This window comes from Paenibacillus sp. NPDC056579, from assembly GCF_042793215.1.
GTDB lineage: Bacteria > Bacillota > Bacilli > Paenibacillales > NBRC-103111 > Paenibacillus_S.
In genome coordinates this window covers 1048532-1073957 of sequence record NZ_JBHTVD010000001.1, presented here as the reverse complement: position 1 = coordinate 1073957, position 25426 = coordinate 1048532, and the positions used below count along the sequence as shown (strand labels likewise).

Annotated in this window: 25 protein-coding genes; 6 read left to right on the top strand and 19 right to left on the bottom strand. The window is 48.7% G+C overall.

What is annotated here, in order from left to right:
• Positions 1-13: 13 nt before the first annotated feature.
• The 5 genes from ACFQ88_RS04855 to ACFQ88_RS04835 all read right to left on the bottom strand — a co-directional run bounded on the left by ACFQ88_RS04855 (position 14) and on the right by ACFQ88_RS04835 (position 4950).
• On the bottom strand, positions 14-1336 hold the full coding sequence (locus ACFQ88_RS04855; RefSeq protein WP_379452515.1) for an ABC transporter substrate-binding protein: 1323 nt from the start codon (positions 1334-1336) through the stop codon (positions 14-16).
• Between the two features lie 108 nt (positions 1337-1444).
• Positions 1445-2626: a Gfo/Idh/MocA family protein gene (locus tag ACFQ88_RS04850; protein ID WP_379452513.1), complete on the bottom strand. Its 1182-nt coding sequence runs from the start codon at positions 2624-2626 to the stop codon at positions 1445-1447.
• A 33-nt stretch (positions 2627-2659) separates the two neighbouring features.
• Entirely contained in the window at positions 2660-3481 is an 822-nt protein-coding gene (locus tag ACFQ88_RS04845) for a sugar phosphate isomerase/epimerase family protein (protein ID WP_379452511.1), read from the bottom strand.
• 120 nt (positions 3482-3601) lie between these two features.
• Positions 3602-4441, bottom strand: coding sequence for a helix-turn-helix transcriptional regulator (locus ACFQ88_RS04840; RefSeq protein WP_379452509.1), 840 nt, complete (start codon positions 4439-4441; stop codon positions 3602-3604).
• Positions 4442-4632: 191 nt separating this feature from the next.
• Positions 4633-4950, bottom strand: a complete 318-nt coding sequence (locus ACFQ88_RS04835) for a helix-turn-helix transcriptional regulator (protein WP_379452507.1) — start codon at positions 4948-4950, stop codon at positions 4633-4635.
• A 21-nt stretch (positions 4951-4971) separates the two neighbouring features.
• Between ACFQ88_RS04835 and ACFQ88_RS04830 the strand changes: the two genes are divergently transcribed.
• Positions 4972-5388 carry a TolB-like translocation protein gene (locus ACFQ88_RS04830; protein ID WP_239624017.1) on the top strand — a complete coding sequence of 139 codons (417 nt, stop codon included), beginning with the start codon at positions 4972-4974 and terminating at the stop codon, positions 5386-5388.
• Between the two features lie 181 nt (positions 5389-5569).
• Here the strand turns inward: ACFQ88_RS04830 and ACFQ88_RS04825 are convergent, their stop codons facing one another.
• The 10 genes from ACFQ88_RS04825 to ACFQ88_RS04780 form a co-directional block, all read right to left on the bottom strand.
• On the bottom strand, positions 5570-6436 hold the full coding sequence (locus ACFQ88_RS04825; RefSeq protein WP_379452505.1) for a sulfurtransferase: 867 nt from the start codon (positions 6434-6436) through the stop codon (positions 5570-5572).
• Between the two features lie 27 nt (positions 6437-6463).
• Positions 6464-7237 (bottom strand): ABC transporter ATP-binding protein, encoded by a 774-nt coding sequence (locus ACFQ88_RS04820; RefSeq protein WP_379452503.1) that lies wholly within the window; start codon positions 7235-7237, stop codon positions 6464-6466.
• Positions 7238-7251: 14 nt separating this feature from the next.
• Entirely contained in the window at positions 7252-8262 is a 1011-nt protein-coding gene (locus ACFQ88_RS04815; protein ID WP_379452501.1) for an ABC transporter substrate-binding protein, read from the bottom strand.
• A gap of 58 nt (positions 8263-8320) precedes the next feature.
• A complete protein-coding gene (locus tag ACFQ88_RS04810) occupies positions 8321-9097 on the bottom strand; it encodes an ABC transporter permease (RefSeq protein WP_379452499.1) in 777 nt (258 codons plus the stop codon).
• A gap of 41 nt (positions 9098-9138) precedes the next feature.
• On the bottom strand, positions 9139-10512 hold the full coding sequence (locus ACFQ88_RS04805) for an LLM class flavin-dependent oxidoreductase (RefSeq protein WP_379452497.1): 1374 nt from the start codon (positions 10510-10512) through the stop codon (positions 9139-9141).
• A gap of 13 nt (positions 10513-10525) precedes the next feature.
• Positions 10526-11512: an aldo/keto reductase gene (locus ACFQ88_RS04800; protein WP_239624004.1), complete on the bottom strand. Its 987-nt coding sequence runs from the start codon at positions 11510-11512 to the stop codon at positions 10526-10528.
• A 155-nt stretch (positions 11513-11667) separates the two neighbouring features.
• Complete coding sequence (locus ACFQ88_RS04795; protein WP_379452494.1) at positions 11668-12522, bottom strand: ankyrin repeat domain-containing protein; 855 nt, start codon at positions 12520-12522, stop codon at positions 11668-11670.
• A gap of 145 nt (positions 12523-12667) precedes the next feature.
• A complete protein-coding gene (locus tag ACFQ88_RS04790) occupies positions 12668-12850 on the bottom strand; it encodes a hypothetical protein (protein ID WP_379452492.1) in 183 nt (60 codons plus the stop codon).
• A gap of 387 nt (positions 12851-13237) precedes the next feature.
• Positions 13238-13741 (bottom strand): hypothetical protein, encoded by a 504-nt coding sequence (locus ACFQ88_RS04785; RefSeq protein WP_379452490.1) that lies wholly within the window; start codon positions 13739-13741, stop codon positions 13238-13240.
• A gap of 249 nt (positions 13742-13990) precedes the next feature.
• Positions 13991-14872, bottom strand: coding sequence for a methyltransferase domain-containing protein (locus ACFQ88_RS04780; protein ID WP_379452488.1), 882 nt, complete (start codon positions 14870-14872; stop codon positions 13991-13993).
• Between the two features lie 209 nt (positions 14873-15081).
• On the opposite strand from ACFQ88_RS04780, the gene wecB reads away from it, so the two are divergent.
• The gene (gene wecB / locus ACFQ88_RS04775; protein ID WP_379452486.1) at positions 15082-16254 is read left to right on the top strand and encodes a non-hydrolyzing UDP-N-acetylglucosamine 2-epimerase; all 1173 of its coding nucleotides are present in this window, start codon (positions 15082-15084) and stop codon (positions 16252-16254) included.
• Positions 16255-16351: 97 nt separating this feature from the next.
• On the opposite strand, the gene ACFQ88_RS04770 is transcribed toward wecB, so the two are convergent.
• A complete protein-coding gene (locus ACFQ88_RS04770; protein ID WP_379452484.1) occupies positions 16352-17251 on the bottom strand; it encodes an S-layer homology domain-containing protein in 900 nt (299 codons plus the stop codon).
• A gap of 186 nt (positions 17252-17437) precedes the next feature.
• Here ACFQ88_RS04770 and ACFQ88_RS04765 point away from each other — a divergent pair, with 186 nt between their 5' ends.
• Positions 17438-17917 carry a GAF domain-containing protein gene (locus tag ACFQ88_RS04765; protein WP_379452482.1) on the top strand — a complete coding sequence of 160 codons (480 nt, stop codon included), beginning with the start codon at positions 17438-17440 and terminating at the stop codon, positions 17915-17917.
• A gap of 28 nt (positions 17918-17945) precedes the next feature.
• On the opposite strand, the gene ACFQ88_RS04760 is transcribed toward ACFQ88_RS04765, so the two are convergent.
• Both ACFQ88_RS04760 and ACFQ88_RS04755 read right to left on the bottom strand, forming a co-directional pair.
• Positions 17946-19160 carry an MFS transporter gene (locus tag ACFQ88_RS04760; protein WP_379452480.1) on the bottom strand — a complete coding sequence of 405 codons (1215 nt, stop codon included), beginning with the start codon at positions 19158-19160 and terminating at the stop codon, positions 17946-17948.
• Positions 19161-19265: 105 nt separating this feature from the next.
• Positions 19266-20573 (bottom strand): ABC transporter substrate-binding protein, encoded by a 1308-nt coding sequence (locus ACFQ88_RS04755; protein WP_379452478.1) that lies wholly within the window; start codon positions 20571-20573, stop codon positions 19266-19268.
• Positions 20574-20871: 298 nt separating this feature from the next.
• On the opposite strand from ACFQ88_RS04755, the gene ACFQ88_RS04750 reads away from it, so the two are divergent.
• Entirely contained in the window at positions 20872-21717 is an 846-nt protein-coding gene (locus ACFQ88_RS04750) for a helix-turn-helix transcriptional regulator (protein ID WP_379452476.1), read from the top strand.
• A 71-nt stretch (positions 21718-21788) separates the two neighbouring features.
• Here ACFQ88_RS04750 and ACFQ88_RS04745 read toward each other — a convergent pair whose 3' ends face one another.
• Positions 21789-22889 (bottom strand): DmpA family aminopeptidase, encoded by a 1101-nt coding sequence (locus ACFQ88_RS04745; protein ID WP_379452474.1) that lies wholly within the window; start codon positions 22887-22889, stop codon positions 21789-21791.
• Positions 22890-23034: 145 nt separating this feature from the next.
• Here ACFQ88_RS04745 and ACFQ88_RS04740 point away from each other — a divergent pair, with 145 nt between their 5' ends.
• On the top strand, positions 23035-23811 hold the full coding sequence (locus ACFQ88_RS04740) for a hypothetical protein (protein WP_379452472.1): 777 nt from the start codon (positions 23035-23037) through the stop codon (positions 23809-23811).
• Between the two features lie 160 nt (positions 23812-23971).
• Positions 23972-25417 (top strand): spore germination protein, encoded by a 1446-nt coding sequence (locus ACFQ88_RS04735; RefSeq protein WP_379452470.1) that lies wholly within the window; start codon positions 23972-23974, stop codon positions 25415-25417.
• The last annotated feature ends 9 nt before the right edge of the window (positions 25418-25426 follow it).

Genomic DNA, 25426 nt, shown 5'->3' with positions numbered 1-25426 from the left:
CGTTCTGCTGAGGTTATTTCTCGTATTTCTTGCCGGCCTTCACCAGCTCGTCATAAGCTTGCTCCGGCGTAATCTTCTCAAACATTAACCGTTCCCTTATATCCTTCTCATCTTTAGCGAAATCCGTCCAGCCTGGTGCACCCGGATTGAATACTTGCGAGTTCACCGCCGTTTTATTAATCATTTCCACCGTCAGCTTGTCTCCAAGGTTAAATTTCGGCTGCAGAAGAGAAACAATTTTGTTCGTAATCGGAACGCCACGTGTTGTGCCCCCGATTTCTCCTGCTTCGGGATCGTTAATGAACCAATCTATAAATTTCTTCGATTCCTCTTTATACGCAGAGTCCTGACTGATACTGAAGTAAAAAGTGGCTTTCAGCCATCCGCCTCCTTGTGCTGCTTTAGGCATCGCCGCCACGCCAATCGCGCCTGGCTTCAATGCGTCGTACGCGGATACCTGTGCAGCATGCAACCCTTTAAACAATAAATTGCCGTTAATAAGCATATCCGCGGTCGGATCCAGGTCCTTATCGGCTAGCTGCACATCCGGTGGCGGCACGACGCCGGCTTTTCTTAACTGAGCAAATTTTTTCGTCCATTCGAGCCAGGTTTCTTTGTCATAATTGAACTTACCGTCAACGGTAACGGGCCAGCCTTTCCCTTTGCTCAGCTGGAACGCTGCATATTGAGTTGTATCGGTTGTGCCGTCCTTAATTACGTACTGTCCCTTACCGAGCTTCGGCTTGATCTCTTCTACAAGCTTGAAGAAATCATCCCACGTATAGCCGTCCTTCGGTGCAGCAACTCCCAGCTTCTCCAGCGCGGCTTTATCATAGATCATGCCCCATGCGTTGTTGCCTAGAGGTACAGCAGTCAATTTGCCTTGATACTTGCCAGTATCCACTAAAGTAGGATCAATGTCCTTGATGTTGATACCGGAGGACAAGTCCGCCAGCTGACCTCTTCCGTTCCAGTCGGCGAGCCAAGCGGCATCCATTTGAATGATATCCGGAGCGTTTTTGGCGGCAGCCTGTGTCGTCAGCTTATCCAGATAACCGTCAAAGCCTTGGTACTGCGTTTCAAATGTGACATTGGGATTCTTTTTGGTATAAAGATCCAATATTTTCAGCGTAGCATCATGTCTTGCCTGTGATCCCCACCACATGATACGCAGCTTTACAGGCTTGCCTCCGACAGCTGCTCCCGCTCCTGTTCCGGCCGAATTGGCAGAGGGTTGAGCTTCTTCCTTCACCCCGAGGGAACTGCAGCCTGCAGTGGAAATAGCTAGCAGCAATGATGCAATGACTACGGATGTTTTGTTTAACACGTTGTGCATTGGCATTACCTCCCTTATTCTAAAACGCTTACAAATCAAGTAGTCATTCAGCTGCTGCGTTGATATAGAATCAGATACACAGCAGCCGGCTTACTATCAGGCACTCGGTTATTTAGAGAACGATTGTTTTATATCTTCTTCTATCGCTATAGACGCCGCTTTGCGGAACTTCGAGGTCGATATTAATTGCTCCAGAAGCTCTTCATATTGATCCGAGTCAAACGGTACCTCCACCATTTGCTTTGTGAAGGAAGAAAGCATAATGCCATTGGCGATAGTAACCGAATGAATTCCCTCTGTCCCCTCAGCAATCAATTCCCCATTTCCTGTGAGAATCTTATTGACGAACTTCTCTGTCACAACCTTATGTCCCGATGGAACGTCCGTATCCACTACGATCTCGGTCTCCTCACACTCGACATTCTTGAAGCCTTGCGCAGTTTCTTTCAAATGCTGGAGCATGGAAGTTTGATTGAGGAACAGCTGCAGCTTATCCTTCTCGAACACGAGCCGGCCGTTCTCTCCCACGATTTCCAGACGATTGACTCCCGGGGACTCAGCCGTGGTCACTATAAAATGACCGATCATGCCACTCTCGTGCTCGAAGTAGGCGGTAACCTCATCCTCTACTTCGATATTGTGATATTTGCCGATATGAGCATGTCCGCTGATCTTAGCCGGTACTCCAAACACCCATTGGTAGAAATCAAGGTTGTGAGGACATTGGTTCGTCAAGATGCCGCCGCCTTCTCCAGCCCAGGTTGCACGCCAGTCACCGCTATCGTAATAAGCCTGTGAACGGAACCAGGCTGTATTTATCCAAGTTGCTCTAGTCAGCTGTCCCAGCTTACCGCTATCCACTACTTCTTTGATTTTCTTGTAAAAAGGTAGCGTTCGTTCCTGGAACATCATACCGAATACCAGCTCCGGGTACTGCTGCTTCGCTTCGGCATACGCCTCAATGGTTCTCTTCGCATCATTCACGTGAACCGCCAACGGCTTCTCGCAAAGCACATGGATGCCGCATTCGAAAGCATCGATAGCGATGGTTGAATGGCTATAATGCGGTACCGCAATAATTACCGCTTCCAAGCCCGAACGCTCAAATAATTCCGAATGATTGTAATAGGCTGTGGTCCCGCACTCTGCTGCCACCCGGTCTGCTTTCTCACCTATGAGGTCACACACGCCCACCAATTCAATCTGTTCAATCGCTTGGATATTTCGGATATGGGTTTTCCCGATATTCCCCAGACCAACCAAGCCTAATTTTAACTTTGGAGTATTCATCTGCCGTCCCTCCTTATTTATGAGACAATATCATTAGGACCAAGCCAAGCCTTCCCTTTGCAGCAGCTTTTTAAAAGCTTGGGCAGCAATTTTAAAACGCTCCGGCCCGCTATGATCCGGGAACGCTTTGTGTAAATGCGGTTCGATGGACAGAAATCCCGAAAACTCCCGTTCCTTCAGTGCCTTCACGAACGACGGGAACTCTCCGTCCCCCTCTCCTGCCGGGACAAACATCCGTGCTTGCCTGTCGGCATCTTTAATATGCACATACTCAAGGTAAGGAGACAGCAGCGGGTAAGCCTCGCACATCGGCATGATCTCGTTCATTACGAAGTTCCCCGGATCGAAGGCCAATCGCAGGTTGGAAGAACCGCAATGCTGCAATATGTCCAAACAACGTTCATCCGTATTGCCATAAACCCCGCTTTCGTTTTCCAAAAGCAGAGTAACTCCTTCCTGCTCAGCCCGTTCAGCAAGCTGCTTCATGCGGGAGAGTACTTCATCCCGGTAGTTCTCATGCGACTCATTGGCTGGAATAAAATAAGAGAACACCCGGATATAACGCGTGCCCAGCTTCTTAGCGATAGCTAAAGCCTGCTGTATTTTCTCGAGCTCCTTATCAAACGGCTCTTGTATCGGATATTTGCCAATCGGGGAACCAATGGAAGATACGCCAATCCCTTTCTCCTCGAGCGTAGCTTTCAATTGGGCTAATTCTTCTACCGTTAAATCCATTACGTTCTTACCATAGACGCCCCGCAGCTCTAAATGTGAAATTCCTTCGGCTGCTAGAACGTCCAGCTGTTCTTCCAATTGTCCGGAGATTTCATCTGCAAACCCTGTTAATACTAGCAAATGGCTTCACCTCTCCCTTTTTTCGTAAGCGTTTTCAACTATCGTTGATATTACATAGTTTAACAGGAGATGAAGCCCTTAAGTTACTTTCCCATTGACCAAGTAAGATATGAAATTGTTCTATAATTGACTTTTTAATAAGCGACGGTATTGATCTGGTGTCTTACCTTCCCATTGCTTGAATACTTTGCTGAAATGGGAATGATTTTTAAACCCAATGCTGTAGCAAACATCGGTCACGGATTTTTCCGGCTCCAGCAAGAATAAGATTTTAGCCTGATTAATTCTTCTCTTATAAATATAGTGAAACATCGTCATCCCCGTAGTCTCGCGAAAAATACGCACTAAATAATACTTATTGATGTGTAAATACTCTTCCAATTGATCGAGACAAATATCCGTCATATAGTTCTTTTCAATATAGGTCAATGCGTTCTGTACATGCTGTTCCTTTTCTGACGGGAATGTAACTTCCTCATCCCCCGACTTCATCAGCACTTGGCAGATGAAAAATAACATCTCCAGACAGACCACGCGGAACCGCTCATGAGAGACGGCATCCGTTGCCCGGTATAGACGGTTCATTTTATGCAGAAGGTCTTCAAATTCAGCCCGGTCTGCATCATTGAGCTGTACTTTATAGTTACCGAGTCTCTCGAACGGCTCCAATGGATTGATGGAGAACACATGCTCGGAGGCTGCGCGAAAATAACCCGGATCAAAATTAAGCAGTGTTCGGACATAAGGATGCCCGTCGAAGCTCTTAGGCATATGCAGCGTCAAACCATGCATGACGATAAGCGTTCCCGGCATCAGCACATGAATTTTATCGCCAATCAAATAGTTTCCTTTTCCCTCATGAAAATAAAAAATTTCATAGTTATCATGAGACTGAAAATGACCTTCTGGAACCGGAACGTCTTTTAAATACTCGTATTGCAGTAAATACAATCGTTCCATACTTACCCCCTCCGGGTTCAACAAATAATGGTCCCCTTACCAAAATGCCTAACTCTCACAATTATACATCAAAGCGTTAACGATGTAGGAAGCGAACGCTAAGAAGACGAGAAAGCTGATTTTCAGCCTATTCGTCTTCTAGTTTCAAACTATTGAACAGCTACGCGGCTCAAATGTTATGAACATCCTTTTCATAATAGCAAACGTTTATATTCCCGGTATTGCTTGGGGCTCATGGATGTTTTTTTCTTGAAAAAGTTAGAAAAGTGGGCTGTATCGTAGAAGCCGAGCTGCTCGGTTATCAGCTGATTGCGGAAGTCCATCTCGGTTCCTGCCAGCGTCGCTTCGATGCACTCCGTCAAGATATGATCCAGAGTACCGGCGATTTTCATTTTCGACAGCTTTGTCAGCTCAAAGCAGTTCTTCTCCAGAATCGGTAACAAATCAAGAAATTTCGGCATGTCCAACACGATGAAGCTTCGGACATAGTCACGCAATAATCCGATCATCCCGCGCGGATCCTCATGGCGATGGCGTCACATTATCATTGGAAGGACACGGAGAATATCGTCATCTGGTCTAGCGGAGCGAAGGATTCGGACATGGGCAACCAGCTTTACGTGCTGAAGGATCGCAGTAATGAGGTCCAGCCGATCGACCGAGAGTACTTCCTTAAGGACGGACATTGCAGCTATTCGCCGGACCGAAGCATCCTGCTGTATGACAGCTATCCGGATACCGATAGCTACAGGCATTTGTATCTGTATCATTTGGCGCACAAGCGTGGCGTCACCCTAGGATCATTCTATTCGCAGCCACATATCAACGGGGACATACGCTGCGATCTGCATCCTCGTTGGAATCGGGCAGGTACCGCGATATCCTTCGATTCCACTCACGAAGGTCACAGGCGAATTTATACGGTGAATGTGGAGGGAATCTTCTAATTTTTACAAGCTATGAATTGGTTCTTCTGCTTCTACGTTCTCCATTTCATCCAATGGAATGGAGAACCCTTCAACTTCTCCTTTATTTTTGATAAAAATACCCCCTAAAGAAAAACAGCAGCCTCCTGCCTAAAGCAGTCAGCCGCAGTCCATAAATCCCATTCAGTAATGATAACGAAGGTTATTCCTCACCGGTAGCTACCGGATTGTCGCGATAACTGATCCAGTCCGACCAGCTTCCGGCGTACAATTTGACGTTGGAATACCCTGCCTCGTTCAACGCAAGAATATTCGGTGTGGCCGATATGCCGGATCCGCAATAAACGATAAGCTCTTCCTCCTTCGACAGCTCACCGAACCGTTCGGCTAACGCCGCAGACGATTTCCAAGTCCCGTCTACGTCCAAGCCGTCTTTCCAGAACAAATGAACCGCGCCGGGGATATGTCCCGCCACAGGATCAAATGGCGACTCCAAGCCCAAATATTGACTGGCGTCACGGGAATCGACCAGCTTCGCCTTCCTCGTTCCGTTAACAACATCTCGCACGGTATGAACATCAACAACCCAATCCTCGTGAACATCCGGCTTCCACTCGTGAACCGTTGGCTCGGGCTTCACGTCCGTCACTGACAAGCCTGCTTGAACCCAAGCTTCATAGCCGCCGTCCAACACTTTTACATCTTCTACGCCGATATACTTAAGCACCCACCAAAGGCGCGAAGCCGCAGGCCCGTTCGTATCTTCATATACGACTACCGAGCTCTTACGATCGATTCCTAGCTCCCCGAATCGCTTCGCAACACGTTCCGCCGAAGGAAGCGGACTTCTTCCTCCATGCTCTTGAGGCGGATCCGTCAAATCCGATTTGAAGTCGACGAAAACCGCTCCAGGCAAATGTCCCGCTTCATATGCCGATCTTCCATAGAGCGGATCCTTGGGAGAGAAGCGCACATCCGCAACGACAACCGCTCCCTCCTTCAATCGATTCTGCAGCCATTGTACTCCTACGATAGTAGAGCTTGAGTTAGCGTTTGATAAGATGGACATAGTAAGTGCTCCCTTCATTTTGAATCATCATAAGACAAATTCCAGATCTTCCTCGGTCTTCACCTGGTGAATGGCGGCATAAATATCGTTCTGAATTTTTAGCAGCTGGACATCTTCCCGCTTGCGCGGTCTTGGGCAAGGAACTTCGAATATATGCTGAATTCTGCCGGGTCTTGGCGACAGAAGAACGACCCGATCCCCCAGGAACACCGCCTCGGACACATCGTGTGTAATGAAGCATACCGTCTTTTTCTCCGTGTCCCATATCCGCAGCAGATCGTCCTGAAGCTGAAGCCGGGTCAGATGATCTACGGCTCCGAACGGCTCATCCATGAGCAATACCTCAGGATTATTCGCGAGTGCACGGGCAAGTCCCGCCCGCTGCTTCATGCCCCCCGACAGTTGATGAGGGTACTTGTTCTCGAATCCCTCCAATCCGACCATCGTCAAATATTTTTGAACGACGCTTCTCCTCTCTGCTTTGTATATCTTGCGCAGCTCCAGTCCAAGCTCGACATTCTGAACAATGGTGCGCCACGGGTACAACGAAGGGTCCTGAAAAACGACGCCCCGCTCGATCCCGGGTCCCTCAAGCTTGTTTCCATTGAAAACGACTTCTCCCGATGAGGGCAATTGCAGTCCAGCCAAAATCTCCAGAAGCGTACTTTTCCCGCAGCCGCTCGGGCCTAGAATGCTTAGAAACTCTCCGTCTCGAATTGTCAAGTTAATATCGGACAAGGTTTCAGTTGGATTGGAGCCGCCATATCGTTTTGAAACACCGTGAAGCACAAATCCGGCCATAGTAGCACCCGCCTTTACTTTTTCGGAATGAACCTCAGATCGAGCATTTTTTCTGCATCGTAGATCTTATCCTGCATGCCCAATTCCAGCTGGGTTTGCTGCGTATCCTGCAGCGCTTTTTTATCTACGTCCGGATTGTTCTCCCACAGCACTTTCTCTCGTTCGAACGCCTTGTCAACGGCAGCGGCATCGACTTTGATTTTCGACAGGAAGTAAGCTTTGTATTCGTCCGGATGGCTTTTTGCATAATCCTGGGACTTGAAGTAAGCGCGCAGCAGCTTCTCGATCAGCTCCGGCTTCTTGGCTATGACATCGTTGCTCGACACCAGAACCCCGGTATGGAACGTCGGCAAATAATCCCAGCCCTTGGCCAATATCGTTCCCTTACCGTTCACTTCGGCAAGAGAAGCAAACGGCTCATGAATGATCGTCGCGTCAACCTGACCGGAGGTAAGGCTTGCATAGGCTGCTTCATTCGCCCCGTTTGCCAGATAAGTTACATCCGTCTTGCTTAAGCCGTGCTTTTTGAGAATGACCTGGGTATAGACGTCCAGCCCGCTGCCGAATGCAGCAGCACCCACCTTCTTACCTTTCAGCTCTTCGACGCTTTTAATCCCCGGAGCCGCAACCAGGTAAAATGGCCCCTTCGTACGGAACATCGAGGAGACGATTTTGATCGGCGCCCCTTTACCGGCCGCAATAATGGCGGTTGTCGTAGCAATATCGGCGATATCGACGTCCTTGCTCGTCAGACTTTCTACCGGATTCTGAGTAGTGACGAACTCGACGTCCAGCCCCTCCTCTTTGAAAAATCCTTTTTCGGCGCCGAAATTGACGGCTAATCCGCTGACACCATTGAAGGCTGCGTAACGGACCTTTTGCAGCTTTTGATCTCCCGAATTGGTGGCGGCCAATGCTCCTGTTGTTTGCGCCGAGCCGCTTTGGGTGCCGTTCGAGCAAGCCGTCAGCACCATCATGAGTGCAATGCCGGCAATGCCGAGGCTATGTCCTAATGTTCTTTTCATTGTGTTCTCTCCCCCAAGATGATCTCGTAAAAGTAAAAAGATTGAATCGATGAATCGGTTAGTACGATTTCCATTTCATAATGACTCGTTTCTCAAGCAGGTCGATCAGAGCAATAATAAGCACGGAAACGACCGTAACGACCGTAATGATCGCAAAAGCTTTGGCCGTATCATAGGTGGATGTAGCCTGGACAAGCAGGTTGCCGAGCCCGTCCTTGGAGGCTACCATTTCCCCGAACAATGCACCCACCAATCCGGTAGCTGCCGATACTCTCAAGGATACAAAGATCGTAGGCGCTGCCGACGGCAATATAACCTTCGTGATCGTTTGGAACTTCGTAGCCTCGAATACGTGAGCGACCTTCAAATGCTGTTCCGCTGTCTGTTTAATCCCGGTTATCGTGTTGAAGGCGATAGTAAAAAAGCAGAACAAGAAGACAATGGCAACTTTATGCGATAATCCGATGCCAAGCCACAGCATAAGAAGCGGAATGATCGTCACCTTCGGCACCGCCAACAGTGCGGAGAGAAACGGCCGGAAGAAGGCTTCCGCCCGCGGCACCAGAACCAGAAACAAGCCGGTTCCGATGCCTGCTGCAGCGGACAATACGTACCCTGCCCCGAATTCCCCGAGCGTTACTAGTAAATGATGATAGACTACGCCTTGCGTAAACAAATGGATGATTTCTTCGACCACCTGGGTCGGCTTGGACAAGTACAATGAGCCTACGAGCTCCGCACGGACAACGTATTCGATGAGACCGAGCCCCAGCAGCAAAAATACGATTTGTCCAGCTACAATTCTCCAATTATTTAGAATGGATTTGCTCTCCATACGGTTTCCCTCTTTTCCCCGCGTTAAGCCCAATCGCAGGCTCAGCCGCCAAGTACAGCATTCTTCTTCACGAAACGATTCTCGGGACGCTTCAGGCCGAAATGATCCCGGAACGTGCTTCCTTCGTATTCGGTACGGAACAGCCCTCTTCTCTGCAGCTCGGGAACGACGAACTCAAGGAACAAATCCAGCCCTCCCGGCATATAGGGCGAGCAGAGATTGAAGCCGTCCGCCGCTTCATTGACGAACCAGCGCTCAATCTCATCGGCTATTTGCTCGGGGCTGCCGACGATGAGCAGATGCCCTCTGACGACGGCGGCAAAGTAATGGAACAGCTCGCGCACCGTAATGTCTTCGTGGCCTGAAGCGTTTTGCGCCAATCGGACGAGCTGCTTGGCTCCATCGTCAGTCAGTGAAGATAGTGCCACATCCGGCAATGGCCCATCCAGCGGATAACCCGTCAAATCGATGCCGATCCGTTGAGAAAGCGGCCTAAGATCGAAGTCCGTTACGATCAGATTACTGAGCTCGCGGTACTTGGCCCGAGCTTCTTCCTCCGTTCTGCCTACTAGCGGAACGAGGCCCGGCATAATGAACAGCTCCTTTTTGGAGCGCCCATACTTGGCCAGCTTGCCTTTGACGCTAGCGTAAAATTTGCGTGCTTCGTCGAACAGGATTTGTCCGGTGAAGATGACATTGGAAAATCGTGCTCCGAGCTCCTGGCTTCGCTCCGAAGTACCGGCCGACAGGAGCGGGATTTGCCCTTGAGGCGGCCTCGCCACATTCAGCGGCCCGGCTACAGAGAAATGCTCGCCTTTATGATTCAAGGCATGTACTCTGGTGCCGTCCACATACACACCGGTTTCCTTATTCCGGACAAACGCATCGTCCTCCCATGTATCCCACAGATCCTTCACGACTTGGACGAATTCATCGGCATAATCGTACCGCTTCGTATTGTCCCAATGCTTCTCCCTGCTGAAATTCAGCGCTGCTCTAGGATCCGCACCGGTTACCACATTCCAGGCTACCCGGCCGCCGCTTAGGTAATCCAACGACGCGGTTTGCCTTGCAATATGGTATGGTTCGGCATAGGTCGTGTTGGCTGTCACGATCAGTCCGATTTTCTCGGTAACGGCGGTCAGGTGCGCGATCATCGTGAACGGCTCCAGCCGAACCATCTGGGATGGGAACTGGTACTGCATATCGGCGCTGGAAGCAAGAGCATCCCCCAGAAAGAAGAAGTCGAATTTGGCCTTCTCCAGCTTCTGAGCTACGCTCTGCAAAAATTTCGGATCGAACGCGCCGTCCGTTACCGATTCAGGCAGCCGCCAGCCGGCCGGATGGTAGCCCGTTGAGAATAAAAACAGTCCTAGATGCAGCTGGCGATCGTTGTTCGTATGATTGTAGCTCATATGTGACATCCCCTTATCGAATTATGGTTAATGTGTGCGAAATTTCATCAATCGCCGCCAATTCCTCCGTCGTAAGCCTTTGATCCGCATACCGCAACGCATCCTGGATGTGCTCCGGTTTGGAAGCGCCAAGTATAGCCGAGGAAACATAAGAGTGACTAAGCACCCAAGCAAGCGAGAATTGCGCCAGAGTCCATCCTCTCGCCTCGGCATACGGCCGAATCCTCTCGACCAGCTCGTATGCAGGATTGTCTCGCAGCAGAAGCTCTAACCGCTTCTCGCCTGCAGCGAGCCTTGTGCCGGCTTCCGGCTTCTCCCCTTCACGGTATTTGCCGGTCAGAATTCCCCTGCCTAACGGGCTGTAGACAAGTACACCAACCTGATCGGACTCGACGTACGGGATCAGCTCCTTTTCGATATCACGGGAAATCAGACTGTACTCGGGCTGGACGCTCTGGAACCGGTTCAGCCGGTGCAGCGCGCTGATGCCGTTCGCCTTCGCCAGCTGCCATGCGGCAAAGTTGGAGCAGCCGATATAGCGGATTTTCCCCTGCTTCACCAAATCGTCCAGCGTCCCGAGCGTTTCCTCGAACGGTGTTTCTGGATCGAACCCATGCACTTGATACAGATCGATATGATCTGTCTTCAATCTTCGTAAGCTGTTCTCCACTGCACGATGCAGGTGATACCGGCTAAGCCCGGCATCGTTCACCCCATTGCCGACACGCGCCTTTCCTTTCGTAGCCAAAATAATTTCGTGGCGCCGGCCTTTCAGAATGTTGCCCAAGATCGTTTCCGACTCGCCCAATAAGCTCGGATCGCCTACGTCCATGCCTCTACCGTATACATCAGCGGTGTCTACGACATTGATGCCCGCATCCAGCGCTTGTCCGAGAACGGCATCCGAAGTCTTCTCGTCGATCCAACGGCCGAACGCCATCGTTCCCAAACTGATTTCCGATACTTTCAGTCCGGTTCTGCCTAATTTCCTGTACTTCATTTTTGCACTCCCCTTTTTTTAGTCAAAAATAAAAACAGCCGGAAATACACACTAAACCATTGTGTATCTCCGGCTGTCCGGTAGATGCAGTATATTATATTATTCGCATGGAATAAGTAGGTTTTATGGTTGAAAAAGCTTCCGGCTTGTCCGTGTTACTTTAATAGCTCTGCAGAAAGCAGATGGCCTTTGTTTAGCGCCAATTCATACGGCGTCTCTCCGTCTGCATTCCAAACGGACTTATCGGCACCATGCTTCAAGAAAAGCTCGATTAGCGATTCCCTGCCGAAATATGAGGCTACATGAAGCGCGGTATACCCTGCACGCAGCTTGCCTTCGCATCTGGCATTGACATCGGCGCCATAGCGGATCAGCAGCTGAATGATATGTTCGTAATTCCCCATAATTGCAGCATGAACGGCCATATTGTTCAAATTGCCGTCTTGGCTCCTCGCATTCACATCGGCCCCAAGCTCCAGCAGCAGCTTCACCGTCTCTTCGTTGCCGAAATGAGCTGCCATGGAAAGCGGCGGAAAGCCGTCCGGTCCATAGGCTGAAATCCAATGCGGCGTTTGTTCGAGCAGCTCCTTCACTCTTGCGGTATTTCCGACGGCGGACGCCTCGAAGATATTCAACTCAGCTCCTTGCTCGATGAGCAGCTCCTTAATCTCATTGGCTCGCAAGTATGTCGCGATAAGAACGGCCGTTTCCCCTTTGCTGTTGCTGACGTTCACGAGCGAGGAATCCTGCCGCAGCAGCTCGGTCACCTTCTCAACATTATTGTGCGAAATGGCTTCGAACATCTCATTTCTAAGCTGCTGAACATGATCCGCAAGAGCTTGAGCTTTTCTCAGCAGGTCCTCCGAGGCTTGTATCCCTTTGGCGACCAGATGCGACACAGCTCTGGAACGATTGGTTTCCAGTCCGGATTCTACTAGCAGGTCCACCGCCTTGAGCGATTGGTCGTCTAACCGGATGGAAATCACAACGCTATTTTTTTTCTTTGGCATGTATAGCTCCCAGCTTGTAATTTGAATTACAAAAATACAATACCACACTCTCCGAAAAAATACCACTACTTTTCTTATGATTTTACTCGGATTTAATAGATTGCTAGATGATTCTTTGATATCCAGTAATTTATGCTAGGCATTCTTACGTAATTAAATCAAAAATAATGAATATCATCCCTACAATAACAGTACCCACTCCACCATATTTTACTTGCTCTTTAGTATTAATCCCCTGTAATCTAATCTTCAGAAAAAAAACTGGAGTTATTATTTGGAGTAACCCAACAATCATTCCTATAATTCCCATAACTGTTAAAAATCTCACAGTGAGTGTTCTGCTCCTTTCCATATCAATCCAATATTGACGATTTTGAAGTTGAGACGTGCCATCTGTTATCCTCCGCTCCGACCGAATCCAATCTGATTCAATAGGATCAAAAAAGCTATTAGTAACAGGAAAACTCCGAAAAGCCTTTTGACAACCTTCACGAATCTAGTATTATCTGGAACTTTTTCAAACAGTTCATATGTTTTATAATGACGCATGTATTTAGGAAAAAAAATATATCCGAAAGCTAGAAGAAACATCCCCATCATTACTCCAGTCATAATTCGCTCCTAAGTAGTAGATTTACATATACGCATTGGTTTACACTACCGCTATGCAAAAAAACCACAACGCAACAGTCTTGTACGTTGTGGTGATAAAAAATCACTTTCCATTAATTGTATCTAATTCTCCAATTGCAAGGTAATACTCTTGTTCCAAATAACCCATTTCGGAAAATGCGCACCGGGATAAGTAATTCAAGTATTCAACCCGATCGCCAGCTTTTAGACATTTTACTGCTATGTAAAAATACAACTGACATAGGTAACGAACGCTCAATAAGGAGTCGGATCCAATAGCTTTTATACATTCATCTGCTGATACTTCATCGAGCAGGTAACCCGCAATTGCCCCTGGCCAATTTACTACAGCCTTGGGCTTCCAACGCTTTTTTAATAACTTGATTGCTTCTTTTTCTAAAGACTCATTCTTTTGGGAGATTGCTGCGAAATATAATGTTGCAGGGATTTCAACTCCCCCAGCAGCGTCAGTATACTTCGTAGTCAATCCTTTCTTCCATATATCGATGGCTTCTGTGTGATTTCCTATCAACCAATAACTAACCCCGGCTCTAATAAAATCAGCATCTGCACGACCCTCAGTCACTTGAATAACCTTTAGATAATCTTCTAAAGCATTCCCATAGTGTTTTAGACATAGTGATGCATCTCCACGATTTCGTAAATTAGTCTCATTTGGGTCATTTGTGTATTCAGCATTCGCTATTTTATAAGCGTCTTCATATTATTTTTCAAAACTAGATCGAAAAAATCCACAAAATTCACCCCAAACAGGTTTTCCTGTGATCAGCTCGTGGGGCAATTGTAAGTCATGTTCATCGGTACTGACAAGCAGTTATTTCACTGTATAGCTCACATACCAGAAGCTCTGCCCCATAAAAATGTTCAGCTCCTCAGAGACCGGCTCGAAAATGTCGCGCAGCTCCTCATAGCTGTAATAGTTTTTTAACACCTCGTGCTGCGAACCGTCGGACAGTTCTCTTAACTTATACGTGTCTTCACTATGATCCCGGCGTATCAGCTGCCCGCCCCTTCCCTCTACATAGACGTTGTCTGCCATGAATACTCGCGAGCCTGTGGTAAGCTTGTTATGTAAGCCCGTCAAGAAATCCTCGATCTTGTTCTTAGGGATATGCGAGAACCAGAAGTTGGCAATCCCAAGGTCGAATCTCCCCTCTATCTCCTCTATTTGGTAAGCATCCCATTCAATAAACCGGACCTTATCCTTCGGCATTCCCTTCTCCCTGGCGATCTCGATGACCTCCGGTCGAATGTCGACGCCAACAATGTGATCCGCCGTTTCCGAAATGATTGCAGTCCAATATCCCGTCCCGCAAGCAATTTCCAGTACATTTCTATCTCTGGACTGCTCCTTTAAGGAAGCTGCCAGTATAGTGAGCTCTTGCTGGTAGTTCGGATCATCACGGTAGTAAATTCGTTCATATTCATGGGCGCGTGCTCCATAATAATTCTCGAGCGTGGAGGCTGTTGCTCGCACTGCCTTCGCATTGTCAGCAAGAGGATAAGCTTGTTGTCGGGGAGATACCAGTTCTGAGAATATCGCGTTTCCGGCCGTTTTGTAGTTTGCCAATAACCCGTGAGTAGCCATCACTACCAGTTGGGTCATAGAGAGACCGGTATCGGCGGCCATCTGCTCCAGCTCCGTCTTTGCCTTTTCCGGTAAATAGACGGAAAGTCGTTTGCTCTTATCTTCCATAACCCATCCCACCTCCATATGATTCCTTTAAGAGGTTAACATATAATTTGTGTTATATCAACACATATTTTGTGTTACACCTATCATTCAGCCCTGTTTCGAATCAATGAATCATCAGCATTCTATCAGCGAGCAATAATTGTAATATATGGTAATTTGAGCGATGATCGTTATGTTAGCTGATTTCATATATAAACGGGGGGCTACACATGAACATGAACATGAACAAGAAAAAGAAAAAGATCATGACAATCTTCGGTACGCGTCCGGAAGCTACCAAAATGGCGCCGGTTGTTCAGGAGCTTCAGAAGGTTCCGGATTGGTTCGAAACGATAGTGGTCGTAACAGGACAGCATAGAGAGCAGTTGGATCAGGTTTTAACACACTTTGCAATCAAGCCGGATATCGATTTGAACCTGATGCAGCCCAATCAGACTTTGGCGAAATTCACATCCTCCGCCATCTCCGGCCTTGACAAGGTTTTAGCTGAGACTAAGCCAGATTTCATCCTTGTACACGGGGATACACAAACGGCTCTATGCGGAGGCTTAACGGCGTTCTTCCACCAAGTGCCTGTCGGCCATGTAGAAGCCGGGCTTCGCTCCCATAACAAGTATTCTCCTTGGCCCGAGGAAATCAACAGGCGGTTGGTCGATATTGCAGCAGACCTGCTTTTTGTACCGACATCCGTAGGGAGAGACCATTTGCTGCGCGAGGGATACGCCCGGGAACAGCTATTCGTAACAGGCCAGACGGCAGTCGATGCAGCTGTACAGACTCATGTTTCAGCTTACACCTTCCATAATCAACGGTTGAATCATCTGATCCGCCATCAAGGCAAAATCATTACAGTAACGGCACACCGCAGAGAAAATTACGGAGAACCGATGAAGCAAATGTTTAGGGCGATTCGCCGTATAGCGGACGAGCATCCGGATGTCATCGTTATTTATCCGGTTCATTTAAGCCCCGTCGTTCAAGAAACGGCTTCTTCCATCCTTTCCTCCCATGATAGAATTTACCTGCTGGAGCCATTGGATTATCCCGATATGATTAACCTCCTGTCCCGCTCCTATCTTATCCTTAGCGATTCAGGCGGTCTGCAGGAAGAAACGACAGTGTTCCATAAACCTCTCGTTCTGATGCGCGATACGACAGAGCGGCCGGAAGCGCTCAATGCCGGGGCCGTTCGCCTTGCAGGAACCGACGAGAGCGCCATCTATGAGATCACTGCGAATCTGCTAAGCAATGACGCACAATACACGGCAATGACTACTGCCAACAACCCGTTCGGTGACGGCCGCGCCTCCCAACGGATCGTATCGATTCTTGCTCATTATTACGGCTTCTTATCCGAGCTGCCGGAGGAATACGAAGGATAATTCCAAGAATGCAAAAGAAGCTAAGCCCCTCCTCGAACTATTGCGGGCTTAGCTTCTTTCCTCTTTCTAAGTATAAATTCCCTTTCCCTCTCTCCGATTACCGGACGAGCTCAATCTCCGGAGTATAGCTGGAAGAAAGATAGGTTTCGGCTTTAACGTCGGTAACTACTTCAGGATACATGTGATCCGGCTGCGGATCGATTTGAGTATAACTGATGACCGCACGACCGTCTTGTTCAAATCGGATACTGTTGATTTTTATGCCGTATCCTGCGTTCGGCTTTTGACCACGGGACAACGTAACTTTGTTCACATTCTCGTTTATCTTCTCTACTCCAACTGTAACTTCGTCAACGGCAACCGGCTGCTGAGAATGAGACGATACAAATTGAAGGGAGTTATACATCCATGTCGCGGCTTCTCCACGCGTCAGCGCGGCTTTCGGTTTAAATGTGCTGTCCTTGTCCAGCTCCGCAATCTTGTAGTGCAGCAGCCTTAAAACTTTGCCTTGCAGCTCCGGTTGGATTTGATCCGAGTCTTTGAGTTCGACAGCCAGGTTGATCATAGGCAGATTCGCTTTTTTCTCCACAATCGGCATTAATAATGCGGCAAACTGCTCGCGCGTTACCGCAGCATTCGGATTTACATCCTTCGGAATGTCTATCCCATTGAAGTGAGCGGCGATAAAAGCATCCGCATACCACGAATCATTCTTGACATTAGTGTACAGCTCCGATGCGACGGGCGGCTTGGCTAACCTCATAAGATCCATGTTGTAATTGAACGCTTTTACGATCATTTGCACGCTTTGCGCATATGTGATCGTACCCATCGGCGCAAAATGGTCCTTGTCGATTCCACTAACAATGCCGCGCTGCTGAAGATCTGATACGGCGGTTAACTGGGTTCCCGACACATCCGTGAAGGCAAATGCAGAGCTGAAGGACAAACTGCTGATCAATAATGCAGCTGTGGCTGCTACCGATACTTTTTTCATGCTGGTGTTCTCTCCCCGGTTTGGTTTACTCCGACTGTAGCGGAGTTATTTTTTTAACGTTACTTACGCTTCAAAAGTTGCAAACGAATCTTATCTTTTGCGGGCAGCAGTTTCAGCTCTATTGACACAGCCTCCTACGCCGTATAAGATGTTCCTATTCATGACAACTTACTGGAGGGAATAACTATGTTTCATGCGTCTCACTATTCCGGTACGATAGAGCAAAACTATGAGCTAGTCATCCAGCAGCTTACGGCGTTATTGGAGGGCGAACAAGATCAAACGGCCAATTTGGCCAATGCGTCCGCCTTATTGAATCAATTTCTGAACGATATTAACTGGGTAGGCTTCTATTTATATAAATCCGGCGAGCTGGTATTGGGCCCGTTCCAAGGCTTGCCTGCATGCGTGCGCATCCCTGTCGGAAAAGGAGTGTGCGGGACGGCGGCACAAAACAAACAAACGGTGCGCGTTGACAATGTGCACGAATTCCCGGGTCATATCGCTTGCGATGCCGCTTCCCAATCCGAGATCGTAGTGCCGATGATCAAAAATAACGAGCTTATCGGAGTGCTGGATATTGACAGTCCTTCCCTTAACCGGTTCAGCGAGCTGGATCAGCACTATTTGGAGCGATTCGTCCAAGTGCTGGTTCGCTTTATATAACTCCTTCCCAATGCAAAAAAACAGCAGGCTATCCGATATCCGGAGCCTGCTTTTTCTTGTTCATTTCCGCCGATGCGGCTTCTTTTGCAAAGAAATAAACGACCAGAGTAAGGGACACGGCACCGAATAGAAGCGCGGTGAACTGCAGCCCGATCAGATCGAGCAGCAAGCCGGTTCCGAGCAATACGACCTGAAACATGACCCTGTCCAGCATACTTCGGAACGAGAAGAAGCGACCGTGATATTCCTTCGGTACCTGCTTTTGAAAAAAAGTGCCCGCCATAGGGATAAAGCAGCCTGCCGCCAGCCCGAACAAGCCGAACGATCCTATCGCCCCGAGCTTGGAATCCCCGAAGAACAGCAGCATTTGGGATGCGGCGATCACCGTCGAGCAAATGAACGAGCGGCTCATCAAGCTTCCGTTTTCCGAGAGTCGTCTGACGATAAAGCCGCTCACGATAAATGCGATGCCTTCCGCCGCATACAGCCATCCTTTGATCTCCGGATCATTCTGGAGCTCACTCACGTTAATAACCATCAAGTTAAACCCTCCGATGAACAACGTCGGAATGATGGTCATCCACAGCACTCTTTTTACATTGGGCATGGATCGCAGCAGAACAAGCATTTCCTTGAATCCGCCGCTCGACCGTTGTGACGGCTTACCGGCTCCAGGTTCACCCGGCTTTTGCAGCTGCAATAACCATGTCGATCCAAGCAGCACGATATATGCACCTAACGAAACGGTATACAATGTACTGAGGCTCATTACCGTTAACATCAGCCCGGCCAGCGTCGTTCCGAGAATTCGTGCTACCGTTCCCGCGTTCATATGTACGGCATTCATGGACAACAGGTCTTTCTCGTTGACAATTAACGGGATGACAGCCTGCAGCGTGGGGAAGTAAAAGGCTGCGGAAATCTGAAGCAGAACGGCAAAAAGAACCATATACCATACCGATTCGAAATGAAGTGCCAGAAACATAAATCCTACGCTAATTATTCGGCCAACCCCTGATAGCAGAAGCACATGCTTTTTGGACGAGCGGTCGATAACGCGTCCTGCATAAGGCGAAATTAGCACCCCCGCGAGGAGACCGACAAACAAGATTAACGATTTCATAAAATCGGACGGGACATGCCTCTGCATAAATTCCAGATTGGCAATGATCGAAGTCCATAGACCCAGCCCTGCTATGAATTCACCGGCCAACACGATCCATACGTTACGGTTACTCCACATGAAAGCTCTCCTTTTACCTAATAAACATTCGCTTCTTGGATTGTATCCTGTTCTGCAGCAAAAAGAAAGAAGCAGAAATGATTCTGCCTCTTGGGTCGCAAATGGCTATTTATTCGCTTCCGAGCTCAAAAGCTGGTTAGCCTTCTCCTCGGCCGTTCGCAATGCGGTGTTGATATCTTGATTCAGCGCCGTCCCTACCGCCTCATTGTATGTTTTCTCCACCAGGGAGTCGAGCTTCGATTTGTAAGGCACCGGTGCGAATTGATTCGTGAATACCGCTTTCAAGTTTTTGTTCTTGAATTTACTATCCTGGCCGAACGCCTTTTTCACAGCTTCATTGTTCAGTACAGGCATGATGCCTTTTTTGGATAACTTCATCTGCACTTCTTCAGAGATCAAATACTTGATAATTTCCATCGCTTCATCCTTATGCTTGCTCGTCGAAGTAACCCCGAAGAAGGTCGGATAAGGCTGAGAGCCTACACCAGGCGCTTCCTTCAGTGTCGGGATGGGCACCATGTCCCAGTTGAGGGTTTCATACTCCTTATTAATAAACATCGCCGACGATAAATACATGAACATAGCCGCTTCCTGCGTCAAGAAATTAGGTAATCGGTTGTTTTTGGCGGTAAAGGCATCAAGACCAGAGGCTTTATACGGAACGAGGAAAGCCGTTTCGTAATATTTCTTCCACGGATCGCTGGAAATGGCGGATTTCAGAGTGTCTTGCTTCAAATACGGCAGCGACATCTGGTTCATACGCAGCGCATGGTTGGCAGAGGTCGTGTAGCCTACGTAGACATTGCTTTCATCACTTCTCCCCAGCTTTTTGGACAGCTCGTTCAATTCATCCCATGTCATCTGATCCTTAGGATAAGCGACACCGAATTTATCGAATAAATCTTTGTTGTAGTACATCACCAAATTATTATTAAATACGGGTACGCCCCACATCTCTTTGCCGCCGGAGACGATTTTCGCTGCATCCACCGTTGCCGGCTCCAAGCTTCCCAGATTGACGTTATGCTTCTTGATCAATTCGGTCATGTCCATCTGCAGCTGATAATTTTGGACGGTGCTGAATATCCCTATCGAATCATAATAAATATCGATTTGCTGACCGGCAGTAATCATTTCCTGAATGGACGGACCTTCCTTCTTCCAGGGAAGATAAGTGAATTTCACGTTCGGGTATTTCTCCTTCACCAGATCGAGAAACCGGTCGTTAAAGCTTTCCACGGAATCCCCGCTAGCGGAAACGATGAACAGCTCTATGGGTTCGCTTCCCATTTTGAATGCCTCTGCTTGCGCGGCCGGCAAATCGCCGGTCGTCTTCTCCCCTCCGTTACATGCGGTGATGACAGCCAGTAGTAAGGCCGGGACAATTAAACCTGCTTTGTTCCTTTTTCTCATCCTGCATATTCCTCCCAAACTCAAAAGTTCGTTCCAACAAATAGAGAACGCTTACATTATAAGAAATTGGAACATTGCCCCAGTAGTACAATAATCGGATAAAATCGTTGAAAAAGAACATGATTCCAGATACTAGGAGATCTCAATTGCTAGAGATATCAGCAAAAATTAGGTGGAACCATGCTGTATCTACCATCTGCTTTGAATATTTCGTATACTAATCTTGCGGCTATTATGTAAAGCTCTGCCTCTTATCCATGCAAGAAATCGTTCATTATTAACATAAAGGGTGATTTTATTGCTACCATTTATTCTTGCCAACTCGAATCCCGAGCAGCTCCCTCCGCTTTATATCTACTGCATCGGCTATCATGAGCAGAAGCATATTTACCGGCCGACAGGGTTTCCGGTGTATCAATTTTTTTTGACTCGCAAAGGGTCTGGGATGTTTCGTATTTTCGGAAAAGAGGAGCTGATTTTATCAGAGGGGTCGCTGCTGCTTCTAGGCAAAGGGGTGCCCCATGAGTACTTCCCTTCAAACAAAGAGGAAGGCTGGGAGCTCGGATTTATCGGATTTCAAGGGGATGCTTCCGGCGTCATGGCAACCCTAATAGGCTCCGGCAAGCCAATGACGGTTTCGGAAGAGCGATTTCAGCTGTTATGGACGGAGCTCATCGAGTTGTGGCACAGCGTCAACGATCACGAATCGTACAGCGTCTGGGACGCTTCTCGGCGGCTTTACTCCATTCTGCTGACGTTGCAGGAAGTGCAGATTCGTGTAGATGCCACTAGCGCCAGCCATGTTCGGAACCAGCCTAACCAAGCATTGCAGCACGCTACCCGCTTCCTGGAGGAGCATTACAACGAAGACTTGCATTTAGCCAATGTGGCGTATGCCGTCGGTTATTCCGTTCAGCATCTGCATAGGCTGTTCTCCAGTGCGTATGGAGTGACGCCGAACCGTTACTTGCAAATGATCCGGTTGCGGCGCGCTCTGCAGCTTTTTCAGCTTTACCCTGGGATTACCATTGAAGAGGCCGCCGGACAAGTCGGGATGGAGACCAGTTATTTCATCAAAATGTTCAAAAAAATTTACGGCACCACTCCCAAGCAATATGTCATGCGCTATATCGATCAGAAATGAGTGCCGAGCCGCCGCTCATCAAATCCAACACATGGAAAAAGCGACCACCGATCCTGAATGGCCGCTTTCTTTCAACTTTGTTTCCCTTGCATATTGTTAAGAAAGGGAAGGACAATCTCCACAGACAGAGCTTGTACTTCACTTCCGTTATGACCGCGAGTCGATTCCGCCATAAATAAAGAGTTATAGATCGCTTCTTCGGTTGCATCGGCGGCGGCACGGAAGCATTCGGACATTAACGGCCCGTCCTCTCGCAGTATGGTTGACGATACGAGATCGGCTTCCGGCTCATGCTGGAACCGGTTTCCATTGCTGAATGCAATCACAATATCTCCGCTGCCATGGTGGGCGATCGAGCCGGTCCGGGCCAGCCCGATGCCCGCTCTTTTGGCTACTCTTCGGAGCTGGCGGGCGTCCATGGGCACATCCGTACCCAGCACGATAATGATCGAACCGTCATTGTTCCCCCGCCCCCGCTCCACTGCCTTATCGCGAAGATGAGCTCCGACAGGTTGGCCGAGTATCGTCAGGTCCTCGGCGCGACCGAAATTCGTCAGTACCAGCACCCCGATGTGATAGTCCTTGCCGCTCATTGTGATTCGCCGGGAAGATGAACCGATCCCCCCTTTGCAGCCGAAACAGACCATGCCGGTTCCTGCACCGACAGCTCCTTCCGCTACAGGCCGATCCCCTGCTGCTTGCCGGATAGCTTCTTTCGCATGCTTCGGCCGGACATGAAGTCCTCTCATATCGTTCAGCAGCCTGTCATTGCATTCCCCTGTTACGATATTGATTGAACCCGCCTGCTCCCCGATTCCCGCATCCATTTCCATCATATATTGCAGCGCGCCTTCGGTTACCGCAGGGACGCTGAATGTATTCGTCAGCATGATCGGCGACTCTACAGTTCCAAGCTCGTTCACTTGAACGAGACCGGTCGTTTTGCCGAAGCCGTTAATGACATAGGACGCTGCAGCCACCTTCTCACGAAATACGTTCCCACCGTGCGGCAGTATAGCTGTTACTCCTGTGCGCACCGAGTTATCTTGAGTGTCCGTATGCAGCGTTACATGACCAACGGCTACACCCGGGACATCGGATATGCTGTTATGCTTGCCGGTCGGCAGCTTCCCCACTGCGAAGCCGTAATCCCGGAAACGTTTCCTGCTCATTGTTCCTCCTCCAACCTCCGTTATATGAACGGAATTATTGTATCCAATCCGCACTGTCGTGGCAACTCGGCATAAGGCCCTGTCTCCTGCTACCGCAACAATTCCAGCTTCTTCCACGTATAACTTCATATAAGGAGGGAGGCACTTGTTAAACGATTCGTTTGGAAAGCTCGCACGCTATCCCCTGCTGGCCATTATTCCAATAGCTATTGATGCCTTATCTGTGATAATGGGTACAGCGATGAACGGGTTTCATGGAAATCCCCACTTTACATTCAAACTGGTACTGCAGATGGGATTGCCTTCGGTTGCCGCTGTGACGGAGCAAACCTTCATGCCAGGCTCCGTACAGGTTGCTGGAGCAGGAAGCGTGAACCTGCCGAGCATTCTTGGCATCCTAATGTATCTTGGCTTATTCATCGCCGTCCAATCATTTCTTCAAGGCGGGTATGTCGGCTTGCTCTATGACTCGTCGGATGGCCGCAGACTCGATTCGAGACGGTTCATTCAGTACGGAGGGCGTTTCTTCTTGCGATTTTTGCTCCTGAATGTAACTGTTCTCTTAATCCTGCTAGTTATAGGCGGAATAGCCGCTTTCCTGCTGAGAACGCCGGGGATCGTTCTGTTCATGATCCTCTTCCTATGGCTCAGAGTCTTGTTCCTGTTCCTGGAATATACCATCGTAGCCGACGACTGCTCCATCCTGGATGCGATTGCCCGCTCCTACGAGCATTTTCAGCAAAGAACCCCCCTTACGATACCGCTCGTTATCGCCGCGCTTCTGATTAATGTCGCTGCCGGCCTAATCATTAACGCGCTGTGGCTGCCTCTCTTCTTTATCGTATTGCTGGTGCTGTACGATTCGATCGGAGCCGGGCTGCAGATCGCATTCATGAACGAATTCCGGCGGATCAGAGGTTAACGAAGCTTACGAAGCTTACGAAGAAATGCCCGGTGAACATCTTGGTTTGCCGGGTTCTTTTTATGCGCGCAAACATAGCTTTCCCAGTTCAGTCCGTCATGCATGGCCCTATATTGGCACGGACATACTAAAGCAGAACTTGGGAAAGGAGCCGTATTTCGTGAATGCCTTGTATCAAACCATACTCGATACCCATTCCAACTCAACGGACTTCGTACATACACCTTATCCATCAACGCAGCATGAGTATTTCATTTGCTATTACCGGACGCTCATTGACGTCAAGCTGCTCAACGAAGAGCTTCTGCCGGTACTTCACCAAATCGATGGCGGACGGTTAATGAAGCTGTTCGATGAGCTTCCCTTCACGGAAAAGCATCTATTACAGCAGGAGAAGGATATCCACGATAAGGTTTTAAGCGGCTGCATCCTCCTCTTCAATCCATCGGATAACGGCTGCATTACCATCCAAATGGCCAAAAATGAGTTTCGCGCCATTAATGCCCCCGAGGTCGAATTCAGTGTCATCGGTCCAAAGGATGCTTTCATAGAATCGCTGGACACGAACCTTCTCTTGATCCGCCGCAGATTGCCGATACCGGAATTGAAAATTAAAGAAATACAAATCGGAGAGCTTACCCATAGCCGCTGCGCGATAGTGTACATTGAAACGATTGCCAATCCTATCAATCTCGAAAGAATGATTCAGCGCTTGAACGCCATTCAGACCAGCGTCATTACCGACACTACTTCCGTGATTCAAATGATAGTCGACAATAAATATTCGCTCTTCCCCCAATTTATAGAAACCGAACGTCCCGACCGGCTTGTCCATCTGCTGTCTTTTGGCGGCATCGGCGTGCTTGTCGACGGCTCTGCACAGGCATTATCCGGCCCGGCAACAATTGGCCAATTTTTAATCGCTTACGAGGATTATTACTTGCCTTGGCACATAGGGTCGTTCTTCCGAATTTTGCGCATCGGCGCGATCCTGTTCTCTATCTTGGCTACACCAATGTATATTGCGGTATTGACTTATCATTACCATATTATCCCGACCTTGCTGCTTGGCCCTATCATCTCATCAAGAATCAATCTCCCCTTTCCTCCGGTCATTGAAGTTATTTTCATGGAATTAACGATTGAACTGCTGAGAGAAGCCGGAGCTCGCTTACCTTCCAAAATCGGTCAAACGATAGGCATCGTCGGAGGGATCGTCATCGGAACCGCATCGGCGCAAGCCGCACTCACCAGCAACATCCTGCTGATCATAGTTGCACTATCCGCACTCTCATCCTTTACGGTGCCGATCTTTCATATGAGCAACACGATCAGGGTCATCCGGTATCCGTTTATTTTGGCGGCCCAAATGCTCGGATTGCTGGGCATCTTCCTGTGCGGCTGTTTTCTGTTAACCCATTTGCTCCGGCTAAAGTCGCTCGGAACACCGTTCCTACAACCGTTTTATCCGATTCGCATTAACGATTGGGCTGATTCAATCATTCGTTTGCCAATCCGGTTGTTCTCTATGAGACCGAGCTCTTATCGGCCCTTAAACAGAAGCAAACCGGCAACCGGCAAGCAATCCGGCGATATTGACGATTAGGGAGGCTCT

Coding starts and splice junctions, on each gene's coding strand:
- ACFQ88_RS04855 (WP_379452515.1), bottom strand. CDS start 1,336: ATGCACAACGTGTTAAACAAAACATCCGTAGTCATTGCATCATTGCTG.
- ACFQ88_RS04850 (WP_379452513.1), bottom strand. CDS start 2,626: ATGAATACTCCAAAGTTAAAATTAGGCTTGGTTGGTCTGGGGAATATC.
- ACFQ88_RS04840 (WP_379452509.1), bottom strand. CDS start 4,441: ATGGAACGATTGTATTTACTGCAATACGAGTATTTAAAAGACGTTCCG.
- ACFQ88_RS04835 (WP_379452507.1), bottom strand. CDS start 4,950: ATGATCGGATTATTGCGTGACTATGTCCGAAGCTTCATCGTGTTGGAC.
- ACFQ88_RS04830 (WP_239624017.1), top strand. CDS start 4,972: ATGGCGTCACATTATCATTGGAAGGACACGGAGAATATCGTCATCTGG.
- ACFQ88_RS04825 (WP_379452505.1), bottom strand. CDS start 6,436: ATGTCCATCTTATCAAACGCTAACTCAAGCTCTACTATCGTAGGAGTA.
- ACFQ88_RS04820 (WP_379452503.1), bottom strand. CDS start 7,237: ATGGCCGGATTTGTGCTTCACGGTGTTTCAAAACGATATGGCGGCTCC.
- ACFQ88_RS04815 (WP_379452501.1), bottom strand. CDS start 8,262: ATGAAAAGAACATTAGGACATAGCCTCGGCATTGCCGGCATTGCACTC.
- ACFQ88_RS04810 (WP_379452499.1), bottom strand. CDS start 9,097: ATGGAGAGCAAATCCATTCTAAATAATTGGAGAATTGTAGCTGGACAA.
- ACFQ88_RS04805 (WP_379452497.1), bottom strand. CDS start 10,512: ATGAGCTACAATCATACGAACAACGATCGCCAGCTGCATCTAGGACTG.
- ACFQ88_RS04800 (WP_239624004.1), bottom strand. CDS start 11,512: ATGAAGTACAGGAAATTAGGCAGAACCGGACTGAAAGTATCGGAAATC.
- ACFQ88_RS04795 (WP_379452494.1), bottom strand. CDS start 12,522: ATGCCAAAGAAAAAAAATAGCGTTGTGATTTCCATCCGGTTAGACGAC.
- ACFQ88_RS04780 (WP_379452488.1), bottom strand. CDS start 14,872: ATGGAAGATAAGAGCAAACGACTTTCCGTCTATTTACCGGAAAAGGCA.
- wecB (WP_379452486.1), top strand. CDS start 15,082: ATGAACATGAACATGAACAAGAAAAAGAAAAAGATCATGACAATCTTC.
- ACFQ88_RS04770 (WP_379452484.1), bottom strand. CDS start 17,251: ATGAAAAAAGTATCGGTAGCAGCCACAGCTGCATTATTGATCAGCAGT.
- ACFQ88_RS04765 (WP_379452482.1), top strand. CDS start 17,438: ATGTTTCATGCGTCTCACTATTCCGGTACGATAGAGCAAAACTATGAG.
- ACFQ88_RS04760 (WP_379452480.1), bottom strand. CDS start 19,160: ATGTGGAGTAACCGTAACGTATGGATCGTGTTGGCCGGTGAATTCATA.
- ACFQ88_RS04755 (WP_379452478.1), bottom strand. CDS start 20,573: ATGAGAAAAAGGAACAAAGCAGGTTTAATTGTCCCGGCCTTACTACTG.
- ACFQ88_RS04745 (WP_379452474.1), bottom strand. CDS start 22,889: ATGAGCAGGAAACGTTTCCGGGATTACGGCTTCGCAGTGGGGAAGCTG.